10 protein-coding genes are annotated in these 11,643 nt (G+C 58.8%); 5 read left to right on the plus strand and 5 right to left on the minus strand.

Annotation, left to right across the window (positions count from 1 at the left end):
• Positions 1-55: 55 nt before the first annotated feature.
• Together DQ353_RS17330 and DQ353_RS17335 are read right to left on the minus strand one after the other, a co-directional pair.
• The gene (locus tag DQ353_RS17330; protein WP_181578471.1) at positions 56-502 is read right to left on the minus strand and encodes a nuclear transport factor 2 family protein; all 447 of its coding nucleotides are present in this window, start codon (positions 500-502) and stop codon (positions 56-58) included.
• Positions 499-1,305, minus strand: coding sequence for a hypothetical protein (locus DQ353_RS17335; protein WP_286166876.1), 807 nt, complete (start codon positions 1,303-1,305; stop codon positions 499-501). The genes DQ353_RS17330 and DQ353_RS17335 overlap by 4 nt, the downstream gene beginning before the upstream one ends.
• A 211-nt stretch (positions 1,306-1,516) precedes the next feature.
• Here DQ353_RS17335 and DQ353_RS17340 point away from each other — a divergent pair, with 211 nt between their 5' ends.
• Positions 1,517-2,701 (plus strand): thiolase family protein, encoded by a 1,185-nt coding sequence (locus DQ353_RS17340; RefSeq protein ID WP_113764439.1) that lies wholly within the window; start codon positions 1,517-1,519, stop codon positions 2,699-2,701.
• Between the two features lie 204 nt (positions 2,702-2,905).
• On the opposite strand, the gene DQ353_RS17345 is transcribed toward DQ353_RS17340, so the two are convergent.
• Both DQ353_RS17345 and DQ353_RS17350 read right to left on the minus strand, forming a co-directional pair.
• Positions 2,906-4,372 (minus strand): MFS transporter, encoded by a 1,467-nt coding sequence (locus tag DQ353_RS17345; RefSeq protein WP_113764440.1) that lies wholly within the window; start codon positions 4,370-4,372, stop codon positions 2,906-2,908.
• A gap of 395 nt (positions 4,373-4,767) precedes the next feature.
• Positions 4,768-6,234, minus strand: coding sequence for an MFS transporter (locus tag DQ353_RS17350; RefSeq protein WP_113764441.1), 1,467 nt, complete (start codon positions 6,232-6,234; stop codon positions 4,768-4,770).
• A gap of 404 nt (positions 6,235-6,638) precedes the next feature.
• On the opposite strand from DQ353_RS17350, the gene DQ353_RS17355 reads away from it, so the two are divergent.
• From DQ353_RS17355 to DQ353_RS17370, 4 genes are all read left to right on the plus strand, one after another.
• Positions 6,639-7,394: an SDR family NAD(P)-dependent oxidoreductase gene (locus DQ353_RS17355; protein WP_113764442.1), complete on the plus strand. Its 756-nt coding sequence runs from the start codon at positions 6,639-6,641 to the stop codon at positions 7,392-7,394.
• A gap of 146 nt (positions 7,395-7,540) precedes the next feature.
• Complete coding sequence (locus DQ353_RS17360; RefSeq protein WP_220094051.1) at positions 7,541-8,722, plus strand: 3-ketosteroid-9-alpha-monooxygenase, oxygenase component; 1,182 nt, start codon at positions 7,541-7,543, stop codon at positions 8,720-8,722.
• Positions 8,723-8,941: 219 nt separating this feature from the next.
• Entirely contained in the window at positions 8,942-9,205 is a 264-nt protein-coding gene (locus DQ353_RS17365) for a hypothetical protein (RefSeq protein ID WP_113764444.1), read from the plus strand.
• Positions 9,206-9,331: 126 nt separating this feature from the next.
• Positions 9,332-10,783 (plus strand): NADH:flavin oxidoreductase, encoded by a 1,452-nt coding sequence (locus tag DQ353_RS17370; protein WP_286166877.1) that lies wholly within the window; start codon positions 9,332-9,334, stop codon positions 10,781-10,783.
• A 168-nt stretch (positions 10,784-10,951) separates the two neighbouring features.
• Here the strand turns inward: DQ353_RS17370 and DQ353_RS17375 are convergent, their stop codons facing one another.
• The gene (locus DQ353_RS17375) at positions 10,952-11,434 is read right to left on the minus strand and encodes a hypothetical protein (RefSeq protein ID WP_113764446.1); all 483 of its coding nucleotides are present in this window, start codon (positions 11,432-11,434) and stop codon (positions 10,952-10,954) included.
• Positions 11,435-11,643: the final 209 nt, after the last annotated feature.

Raw genomic sequence — 11,643 nt, forward strand, 5'->3', positions numbered from 1 at the left:
GTTTGCCGATTCCGACCCTTGGGATCGACTCGGGACCCCTTTCAAGGGCCGGCTGCTACCTGGAGAAAAGTTCCCAGGCTTGTGGATTTCCGGTCAATAACCGGTTCTCACGTTTTGCGACCCGCCAACCTGCCTCGGTGCGAACCAGGTGCCAGCGATTCGAACTGACGCGCTCGGCAAGCCACGGCTCCTCGCGGTTCACGAAGACCAACGAATAGTTGATCGCCACCGCGCAATCCCCGTCAATTCGCACCGTGGGTGGAGTGAGGATGTGGGCGCATCCCGCGGCCATGTAGTTTTGGTGCGTTTCAAACTCAACCAGCCCGGCAAGCTGCGAATGTTCAAGCGTGGTGGTGTCAAAGCTGTAGGTACCCTGCGCATCCCACATCTCTTCAATTGCCCGGCCGTTTCCGGAGTCCGCATGTGGCCCGTAGCTGGCAATCAAGTCAACGATTTCGGCGCGGTCTTCCAACGCCTGCAGGCGTTCTTCAACGCTTTTCACCAGTCCCTCCAGGGAGTGATTGTGCTCAGCGTCGAGGCAAAGAGCACCTCGCCTGCCTGGGATGGCGCATCGGCTTCCGCGGCCATCCGTTGTTCGGCTTCCCGTATTGCCGCACCGGTTACTTCGGGTTCACCGTCCAGGTACAGCAAGCGGATGCGCAGCTCACCGGGCTGGTGCGTAACTGTTTCGGCAAACGGCAAAGTGGTGTGCTGCTGCGTGTGGCTGAAAGAGAAGGTCCATCCGCCGGCAACCCCGGCAACCTCAAGCAACCCGGGCATCACTCGGCGGTCCTCCCAGCCAAAGCACTCATGGGCATGCAATCCGTGTGGCTCCGCATGACGGGTCAGGGTCATATGTATTCCACGATTGGGCCGGTAGGGAAGAACATCCGGATCCACCAATACCCGCGGCGCCGCATAGCCCTTCACCGGCCGGAAAAACGCCAGCAGGCGACGTTCAACCCCAGGAATGATCGGCCCCCTGCCCCACTGGAACGAGGCCTCCCCCAGTTTGTCCCACTGCGCAACGCTTTCCGCTACCGGGGACCGGAACCAGTACATTGCCACGAAGTCCGTATCGGCAAAGGCCGGGTCCTGGCCCTGGCCCGGCTCTTGCACACGTTGCCAACGATCCCCCCATGAGACCCCTGGCAGGGCAAGGTTTTCCGGGCGGTGGTCAAGTTGATGCCAGCGGTTGTATGCCCCGTGCAGGGACGCGTCGGCAAGCTCGACAAATGAGAAAAAGGCAAGTTCAGAAAGCATGTGGTTCCGGTCTTTTCTAATGCCCTTGCTGGGCAATGGCATCTACTGATGTTTAGTTTCAATAGTCGCCGGACAAGGCCGCCCGCGGGGTAAAGAATCCCAAACAGCGGGATCATCCGCACATCAATCCTTGCCGGTTTCGTAGCGTGCCCAGATAGGAAGAGGGTCTGCCACTCAAACGGCAGCGCCCCGGACCCTGCCATCAGTCAGTCCATGTCTAAACCCCAAAACCAGCTAGCCAAAGGAAAGCTCCTTGCCTAAAGAAAAAATTGTCATAGTCGGTGGAGCACGAACACCTGTCGGACGCTACGGCGGAAGCCTCAAATCGGTTCCCGCCCATGAGCTGGGTGCCTTCGCAGCTCGCGAAGCAATGGCCCGTAGCGGTGTTGGCCCCAAGAGCATTGATGAAGTGGTGATGGGGTGTGTCGGCCAGGTTGGCGCCGATGCCTACGTGGCCCGCCGAGTCGCCTTGGGGGCGGGCTTGTCCGTGTCGACGCCCGCATTCACGGTAAACCGACTCTGCGGCAGCGGATTGCAGGCAATCTGGTCCGGCGCCCAACAGCTGGCCTGGGGCTCAGCCCAGGCAATCGTTGCCGGCGGCACCGAATCGATGTCTCGCATGCCTTTCCTGGATTTCAATGCCCGAGACAACTCCCGTTTAGGTGACAGGAAGCTGCTCGATGGCACCCTTGCGATGTTGACCGATCCCTTTAGCGGCCAGCACATGGGCATTACCGCAGAAAACGTGGCCGCAAAGTACGGTGTTTCACGCCGGGACCAAGACGAATTTGCCGCCGAAAGCCAACGACGGGCCGCTGCTCCTGAGGCAAAATCCGCATTCTCCGAGGAGATTGCGCAGTTCACCATTGAGGGCCGCACACCGGTTACCGTGGGCATAGACGAGCACCCCCGGGCCGAGACGACCCTTGAAAGCCTCTCGTCGCTGCGCCCGGCATTTCAGGCCGACGGCACGGTCACCGCTGGCAACGCTTCGGGGATCAACGACGGAGCTGCCGCAGTAGTCCTGATGCCCCGGAAACAAGTACGCGAACAGGGCCTGACCGGCTTGGCCACCCTGGAGCATGTCACCACGGCCGCGTTGGACCCCGGCCTCATGGGATTTGCCCCGGCCTTGGCCCTGCACAGGCTTTTTGCCGAAACCGGGTTGAATCCCCAGGACATCGGCACCATCGAACTCAACGAGGCCTTCGCGTCCCAAGCGCTTGCGGTGATCCGTGATGCACGGTTGGATCCCGAACGCACCAACCCCTACGGTGGCGCCATTGCCTTGGGCCATCCGATTGGGGCCACCGGCGCCATCTTGCTGTTACGCGCAGCAATGGACCTCAAACGCCGAAACCTTGAATATGGGGTGGTCACGATGTGCATCGGAGGCGGGCAAGCACTGGCCGCACTGATCAAACGCTTTGACGGTTAACCGTCCGAATCATGAAAAATTGGCATGTGATACGCCACAAGGGAGGGCTCTTGCGCAATGCAAGAGCCCTCCTTGTTGCATTTCGGCTGTTGCCCACCAGAATGCGGATTCCAAAGGCAAAACCATGAAGACCCGGTGTTCCGCTTCGTCAGCATTCCACAAGCGGACCGGAGCTTCCTGGCCGGTATCTTTTTTCGCCGCCCTTTATCCTTCTCGTGAAGCTACCAGATCCTGGTTTTCCGATCCCGGAGCTGCTGCTTTCTTGTCCTTGATCAGCAGCGCCAGGAAGAAGCTGACAACACACGTGCCAAGGATGATCGTGTAAGCCAACCCGAAGGCCGCCTCGGTGGGAACCTGGCTCTCGGGAACGGTCGATGAGGCCAGGGCCATCGTGGTGACCGTGGTGCCCACGGCCATGAAGATGGTTCGGGTTACGGTGTTGATGCCCATTCCTTCACTGGTGTTTTCCATGGGCACCGATTCTGCGACCAGGTTGGGGAAAGCGGTGTACGCGAACATCGCGCCAATGAAGATGATGGTCGCGGCGATGATGAAGGTGACGAGGCCGTGCTGGGCCCAGAAGAGGAAAATAAACCCGACGGTAATGGTTACGATGCCAATCAGGAGTGCCTGACGTGCACCCAACACTGCGGCGATCTTTCCGCTGATCGGCGAGGTGATAAAGGCGATTGAAGACGCACCGAAGATAATGAGACCACCCATGGTGGCGGTGAGTCCCAGACCTACGGGTGAACCAACCGGTGAGAGCATGATCATTGGACCGATGATAGATGCCGCAACCAGCGGGCCCATGCCCAAGATTGCCGTACACAGCTGGGTCAGGGCCATCTTGTTTGACTTCAAGAGACGCAAATTGATCATCGGGTTTTCGACACGCAGTTCCCACCAGCACCAGATTGCGGCTACCGCGAGTCCACCGAATATGAACTGAAGAGTGCGGCTGTCGGTAATGCCCCAGGCCGAGGAGTTCGTCAGTCCGTAGAGGATCAAGGCGATGGCCGGAGCAAACAGCACCCCGCCGATGTAGTCGATCTTCTTACGTGCTTCGGGCAGCCCGGTCGAGGGGCGCAGCATAAACACTGCCATGACCGTGGCAATCAGCGCCAAGATACCCGACACCAGGAAGAGCGCTTTCCAGTTGCCAAGGTCAAGCAGGATTCCGGCGGCTAAGGCGCCACCGGCACCGGCGATAAAGGATACTGCTGCTACCAGAGCAATCGCTCCGGGAACCTTTTCCTTCGGCAACGACTCGCGTGCGATGCCCAGGCCCAGTGGAAGTGTTGCGCCGGCCGCCCCTTGGAAGGCGCGTCCGATGATAACGCCTGCCAAAGTGCCGGAAGAGAAGCTGATGATCGATCCGACAATCGAGATGGACATGACGATGATCAGCATGCGCTTGCGCCCATACACGTCACCGAGGCGGCCGCAAATGGCCGCCGAGGCCGCGGCAACTAGCAGGAACGAGGTGGCAGCCCATCCGGCCGTTGCGGCATCGGCATTGAATTCGGCCATGAGGCTGGGAATCGCAATGAAAATCATGGCCGATTCAAAGGTGCCCACAAGCTCGGTAGCGATGAGGACGGTGATGATGGTGGCATAGCTTGCAGCCGTGACCGCCGTCGGTTTTTGTTTCTGGAGAAACGACGCCATTGTGTTTCCAATCTGTTATTGGTGCATGAGTGAAAAGCAGTCCCCAAAATGCAGGTGCTGATTTGATGCGTACAGAAGAAGCAGTCCGAATCGGATTCGCGCGTTCACAGCGCCTCCGCAATCGGAGAACACCGGCGACGTAGGCATCCCCGCAAAGTCGGGACACCATACGCGTCGGTGCTTTCTAGCCCAAGTCACGGGGCAAGCCCACCGGTCGGATGGCCCAGTAACGTGGTGGCGCGAGGGATGGCTCTAAACCTCGCGTCCCAGAAGCCCAGCTACGGATTTCTCCGTGCTGTGCTTTGTTCGAGGGAACCCCAAAGCACCAATGCGAGGTGGCTCCCTACCCGCCAAGACCGACGGCAACTACGTTCACCAAGGTCTTGGCAAATCTCTTAATCCAGCACAGCGATTTTCTCTGCAGCCTCAGTGGATTTGGATGAATCCGCGGGCTCGTCCTTGATACGAAGGGCCAGGAAGAAGCTCACCACACAGGTCGAGGCGATGATGATGTAGGCCAGAAGGAACGAAGACCCTGTTGGAACGGTGCTATCGGCAACGGTCGATGAGGCCAGCGCCATGGTGATGACGGTGGTGCCAACCGCCATGAAAATGGTTCGGGTCACCGTGTTGATGCCCATTCCCTCGCTGGTGTTTTCCACCGGAACGGCCTCGGCGACAAGGTTCGGGAACGCCGTGTAGGCAAACATCGTTCCGATCGAGATCACGTATGTGGCAATGACAAACGTAATGACGTTGTGCTGTGCCCAGAACATGACAGCATAGCCAACAAGGCTAATCACGATGCCCGTAAGCAGGGCCCGGCGGGCACCCACCGCGGCTGCAACTCGGCCACTAAACGGGGAACCGATGAAGCATAGGGCGGCGGCACTGAAAATAATCATGCCTCCAACCGAAGGGGAGACCCCCAGACCCACCGGATCCGTCCCTGGCGAAAGCAAGATGATTGGTGTCAACACACCCACGGCAACAAGTGGGCCGATGCCGAGAACTGCCGTGCACATCTGTGTGAGGGCCATTTTGTTTGAGCGCATCAAACGCAGGTTGATCATCGGGTTGGTAACGCGCAGTTCCCACCAGCACCACAGCGCCGCCACGGCAAGCCCACCGAATACAAATGCCAGGGTTCGGCCGCTGAAAAGTCCCCACGCGGTGGAGTTGGTCAAGCCGTAGAGGACCAACGCGATGGCCGGGGCGAACAAAACACCCCCGATGTAATCAATTCTTTGGTTTGTGCCGTGGGAAACGTGAGAGTTTTTGAGCAGGAACAGCACCAGAGCAGCGGCAATGATGCCCATGGTTCCGGAAACCAGGAACAGCGCCTGCCAGTTTCCGACTTCAAGCAAAATACCTGCAATGAGATTTCCGCCGGCGCCGGCAAGGAACGACGAACCGGCAATAAGCGCAATGACACCCGGGACTTTCGCTTTCGGGAGGGATTCCCGAGCCAACCCCAAGCACAACGGCAGCGTGGCACCGGCAGCACCCTGCAAGGCACGTCCAATAATGACGCCCTCCAAGGAGCCGAAGCTGAAACTGACAATCGACCCAACCACCGAGATCAGCAGGACAATGACCAGGAGCTTCTTGCGGCCATAGATATCACCGAGGCGGCCACAGATCGCTGCCGAGGCTGCGGCAACCAAAAGGAAGGCGGTTACGGCCCACCCAACCGCTGCCGCATCGGCCTGAAAATCATGCATCAGGCTTGGAAGGGCAATGAAGATCATCGCCGATTCAAAGGTGCCAACGAACTCCGCAACAAGTAAAACGGCAATGATTTTGGCATAGCCAGGCATACTCGCCTTCGGTGATTCTCGTTGTTGACGAGTCAACGCCATGGTGTGTCCTATCTGTTAACAATCAACGAATCCAAGATTTTCTTCGATACCAGTGGAAGATCCCTGGTCTTTCAAGAATGTGTATTTGAACCCCTTACGCACGGTTCGGTTTTCATACCCAGATGCCCAAGTCCTGGACACGATCCGCTCGAAGCGGTCATTGTCAGACTTATTGTTCTTAGGGGTTTCCCGGCTTGCCGGATCACGAAAAACAAGCCGTCATACCGGCTTGCCGACGGTGCCCGCAAAGGAGTGTATTTCCCCGCCAAACGGCCCGAAAATAGTATGTTGCGGATCACATCCAGCGTGGCGTGGGAGTCCCGGAGAGTGGGATAGGCAAAGATTTTGCCCATCGTTGCTGTGCAAACTGTGTGCTGATACCTTGACGAAAGGGAGCACTAGACATGGGTGTACTAACAGGCCGCGTGGCGCTGGTAACCGGCGCCGGCCAAGGAGTTGGACGTGGCATTGCCCGTGCACTCGCCGCCGAGGGAGCCCGTTTGGCCATAGTCGGCCGGACCACGCAAAAAGTCGAAGACGTCGCAGCGGAAATCCGCAATGAAGGCGGCGACGCACACGCATTCACATGCGACATCCTGAACCCCGAACAGATTGAACAGCTCATTGCCGGGGTTGTCGATCATTTCGGCAGCCTCTCAATCCTGGTCAATAATGCGCAGAGCACGGTTCATGGTGAACTGCTGGACCTTCCGGAAGAAGACTACTTCCGCGGCATGGAATCCGGACCGTTGGCCACCTGGCGGCTGATGCGTGCCTCCCACCCGCACCTGCGCGGTCATGGCAGCATCGTCAATCTCGGTTCGGCTGCCGGCGTGCGTTGGAATCCAACCGGATACGGCGGCTACGCGGCGGCAAAGGAAGCCATTCGCGTACTGACCCGAACCGCAGCCTGCGAATGGGCTTCCCACGGCATCCGCGTCAACGCCATTCTTCCACTGGCAAATTCTCCGGCGCTCGACGACTGGTCCAAGATCAATCCCGAAGAATCCGCCGAGTACATGACCACCATTCCGCTCGGCCGGCTTGGGGACAGCGAAACGGACATCGGGCCAGCCGTGGTATTCCTCTGCTCGGAAAGCTCGCGCTACATCACCGGGCATTCGCTGCCGGTCGATGGCGGACAAGTGCTGATGCGCTAAACACAACCTTGGAATCTTTCGGCACCTCTACGTGACCTTCAACGGGAACACCTTTCCTGAATCCGCTGAAAACACTTGCTGGAACCAAAACATTCACTCGCACCAAAACAACGAAAAGTAAAAAAACACCATAGATTGGAGAAGTCATGACAACTGAAATGACTGCCCAGAAGGACGTTGTTGAGATCGACCTTGATGATTCCGACGAAGTACGTCTGATCGAATCGGGCAAGAACCCCACGCGTTACGCGCGTGGCTGGCACTGCTTGGGCCTGGCCAAGACATTCCGCGACGGCAAGCCGCACTCGATTGAGGTTTTTGGCACCAAGATCGTCGTGTGGGCAGATACCACGGGCAAGCTCAACGCGCTTGATGCATACTGCCGTCACATGGGTGGAGACCTCTCGCAGGGCCTCGTCAAGGGCGACGAGATCTCCTGCCCGTTCCACGACTGGCGTTGGGGCGGCGATGGCAAGTGCAAGGCCGTGCCATACGCGCAGCGTGTGCCAATGCGTGCCCGCACCGCACGCTGGGAAACCATGGAACAGAACGATCTGTTCTTCATCTGGAACGACCCGCAGGGCAACCCGCCACCGGCCGACATCACGATCCCGGAAATCCCAGGCTACGGCACCGATCAGTGGAGCGAATGGACCTGGAACACCTTTGTGGTGGAGGGTTCAAACTGCCGCGAGATCGTCGACAACGTTGTCGACATGGCGCACTTCTTCTACGTGCACTACCAGATGCCACAGTTCTTCAAGAACATTTTTGAAGGCCACGTAGCGGCCCAGCACATGCGTTCAACCGGTCGTGAAGACATCAAGACCGGCGTTCAGTTTGACCTGCCGGATTCCGAGACCATCTCCGATGCTGCCTACTACGGCCCGTCCTTCATGCTCGATACCGTCTACACCGTTGCCGGTGACACCACGGTTGAAACCAAGCTGGTCAACTGCCACTACCCGATCTCCCCGGACTCCTTCGTGCTCCAGTTCGGCACCAGCGTCAAAACCGTTGACGGTGTGACACCGGAAAAGGCAGCCGAAATGGCCGCTTTGTTCACCGAGGGCGTGGAGACCCAGTTCAAGCAGGACGTGGCTATCTGGAAGCACAAGACCCGCATCGAGAACCCGCTGCTGACAGCCGAAGACGGCCCGGTTTACCAGCTTCGCCGCTGGTACGAGCAGTTCTACGTTGACGTCGAAGACATCACCGAGGACATGGTCGCACGCTTCGAGTTCGAGGTGGACACCACCAAGGCCCTGGAAAGCTGGGCCGTCGAGGTTCAGGAAAACATGGAAAAGGCTGCCGCGGCGGCCGAGTAACCACCAATCCCGGCCCCCCGCCACCGGGGTCCGCGACGACCTGGCCGGTGCTCCCCTGAGAATTCTTTGAAAACTCTTGGGGAGCACCGGCGTACCGGTAGTCACACACCAAACCCGTCCGGGACCTGACGGATCAACAAACGCAACAGCTACACATTCCCTGCGCTGCTTTCCCAACTTTTCCGCGGCAGCCGGGTTCAAGAACTTCTAGGAGCAAGCATGCAACCGATCGATTGCCACGAGTGTGGCACCGCCGTCTTGGTAGAGAAATTCTCAGTTCCACACACCAGCATTCAGTGGCTGGGCGATTCGACGTCTGCATGCCCGCGAATCGCCCAGGCCAACGCCAACGGCGAAGGTGGATTGTGCGGCACCACCGGACTGTCTTGCTCCTCCCTACGCGACACCATTGATGAAGCGGTCCGTCAGGGGCGCATCGAAATCGACGGACGCATGGAACCGGTCATCGGCCAGCTTGGCTAAATCTTCGCGGCTTCCAACGGATCACTGTCCCTCGGCCAAATCCAACAGAAGAACCGCCACCGAGGGATCCACGTCATCACAGCCACATGCCGACGTGGGCCCCTCGGGTTTTTCCCGCAACACCGATTGAACGGCACACAAAACGCTGGTCAGGCTGGCAAAGAACAGACTGCAGCGCTTCCATTTTTGCGCCCCGCACCCCGTTCCCCCCCATACGGATTCAAACCCCAGATAAGCCGTCCGAACACGAAGACCCGTATCTTCGCTGCGGCCCCTCTTCGTGAAAGGCACTCCATGTCCCTGACAAGTACCCAGCCTCAGGCACTACAGCCGCATCCGGACCTGTTTGCACCGATAACCCTGGGACCGGTGCAGCTGCGCAACCGCATTATCAAGGCCGCCACTTCCGAGGGCCGTTCTCCCCAGGGACTGGTCACCGACGATCTCATCGACTTCCACCTCGACTATGTTCGTGGCGGCGCGGGCCTGACCACCGTTGCGTACTGCTGTGTCTCCCAGGAAGGGGCTTCCGCGCCAGGCCAGATCCTGATGAGCGAAAAAGCCTTGCCAGGGTTGCGCCGGCTCACCGATGCGGTGCATGCCGAAGGCGGAGCCGTTTCCGCCCAACTCGGCCACGCGGGAATGGTCGCCTCAAAGAAAATCACCGGGGTCACCTCCATGGGCCCCAGCCGCTTCGTCAACCCTTCCTCCATGGAATACTGCCGCGCCATGCGACGCGAGGAGATTCCCATGGTCATCGACCAATTTGGCGAAGCCGCCAAGATCGCCGTCGAGGCGGGGTTCGATGCGGTGGAGCTGCATTTTGGCCACAACTACCTACCGAGCTCGTTCCTCAGCCCGCTGCTCAACCGCCGCAAGGACGAGTACGGCGGAAACATCGAGAACCGTTCACGTTTCGTGCGTGAAATTGCCCAACGGGTGCGCGAAGTCGTGGGCAACAAGGTCGCCGTCATTGCCAAGATCAGCATGGATGACGGGCTGCCGGGCAGCATTTGGCTTACCGAATCCATCCGCACCGCCCAGCTCCTGGATCAGGACCGCACGCTCGATGCCCTCGAGCTGACCCAGGGTTCCTCGATCATTCGCCAGATGTACCTGTTCCGTGGGGATGTCCCCGTCTCGGATTTCGCCGCGGTCGTGAAGGAACCCATGAAGACCGGTGTTCGGCTGTTTGGCAAGTTCGCGCTGGGCAGCTTCCCCTATAAAGACCTGTACATGCTTGAGGCCGCCCGGCAATTTGTTCCGGTCATGAAAAACACCAAATTGATCCTGCTGGGCGGTATCAACAATCTCGAACACATGAACACGGGCATGCAGGAAGGTTTTGATTTCATTGCCATGGGCCGTAGCTTGCTTCGTGAACCGGACTTGATCAACCGAATCAAGGAAGACGGAAACGTAACCAGCCGTTGCGTTCATTGCAACAAGTGCATGTACACCGTCTACTCACGCACTCACTGCGTGCTGGAACCCGACAGCCATTTCTCGCCGCTTGACGACTCGGTCTCCGGCTATTCGGTCCCGGAGGAACACCGGCTTTCCGTCACCCCCGTCTAAACCCGGGACGGACCGCGGGAACACGCCTTTACCGGCGTTGCCTCATTCCCGCTTTATCGGGGTCTCAAACTTTATAGGGGCATGCCAATGTAGCCGGTGTCCTCGCTTCCTTCGGCTTTGAAGGAGCGAATCGACACCGGTTACGTCATTGACCGGGCCAGGACCGACTTATCGTGCAGTGACCGAGGCAAGCCCCGGGGTCCCTGCCGGATGTGTCGAATCAAGCTCGCGCAAGAACTCGATGAAGGTTTCGCTGACTTCCCTGGCCCGTTCCATTGCCAGCAGGTAACCGCCGCCCTGAATCGTGCGCAACGCGCGTACATCGGCATGGCTTTGGGCAAGCTGTGCACCAAGCCGCGCACCGTGCTGTTCGGCCAGCTGGACGTCGGCCTCCGAGGCGGTGAAATACAGGGGAACGGCCGTCACGTTCGTGCCGCGCCGTCGACGGTATTCCCAATTGCTGTCGGCTGCCAGGTACCAGTTGATCCCGCCGTGAAAACCGCTGCGTGAGTAGTCCGAAACATAGGATTCGATTTCCCATTCATCGATCCACGACCAGGGAAGCCGCGGCGGCTCCGGTAGCGCATCACGGTAAGCGGTACCCGTTGCGTGGGCGTACAGCAGGGAAAAATCCCCGGACGAGGAGAGCATATTGAAGATTTTGGTGATGATGTCCCGTGGATGCGCTTCATAATCTGCACGTGCGCCCGCGGGATCCTGCGCGTAGTAGGACTGGGCTGCTCTGGATATTTCGGACAGTGGTGCCCCATGAAATGATGGGGTTCACCGGAATGAGGAATCACCGAAATGTCACCAACACGACGCAGGTTCAGCCAGGAATTCAAGGATGAACTGTGCCG

This window comes from Arthrobacter sp. AQ5-05 (assembly GCF_003287975.1).
Taxonomy (GTDB): Bacteria; Actinomycetota; Actinomycetes; order Actinomycetales; family Micrococcaceae; genus Paeniglutamicibacter.

Bases quoted from the DNA above. Each gene is read 5' to 3' on its own strand.
- DQ353_RS17375 (WP_113764446.1), bottom strand. From the start codon at position 11,434: ATGCTCTCCTCGTCCGGGGATTTTTCCCTGCTGTACGCCCACGCAACG.
- DQ353_RS17365 (WP_113764444.1), top strand. From the start codon at position 8,942: ATGCAACCGATCGATTGCCACGAGTGTGGCACCGCCGTCTTGGTAGAG.
- DQ353_RS17360 (WP_220094051.1), top strand. From the start codon at position 7,541: ATGACAACTGAAATGACTGCCCAGAAGGACGTTGTTGAGATCGACCTT.
- DQ353_RS17345 (WP_113764440.1), bottom strand. From the start codon at position 4,372: ATGGCGTCGTTTCTCCAGAAACAAAAACCGACGGCGGTCACGGCTGCA.
- DQ353_RS17350 (WP_113764441.1), bottom strand. From the start codon at position 6,234: ATGGCGTTGACTCGTCAACAACGAGAATCACCGAAGGCGAGTATGCCT.
- DQ353_RS17355 (WP_113764442.1), top strand. From the start codon at position 6,639: ATGGGTGTACTAACAGGCCGCGTGGCGCTGGTAACCGGCGCCGGCCAA.
- DQ353_RS17335 (WP_286166876.1), bottom strand. From the start codon at position 1,305: ATGCCATTGCCCAGCAAGGGCATTAGAAAAGACCGGAACCACATGCTT.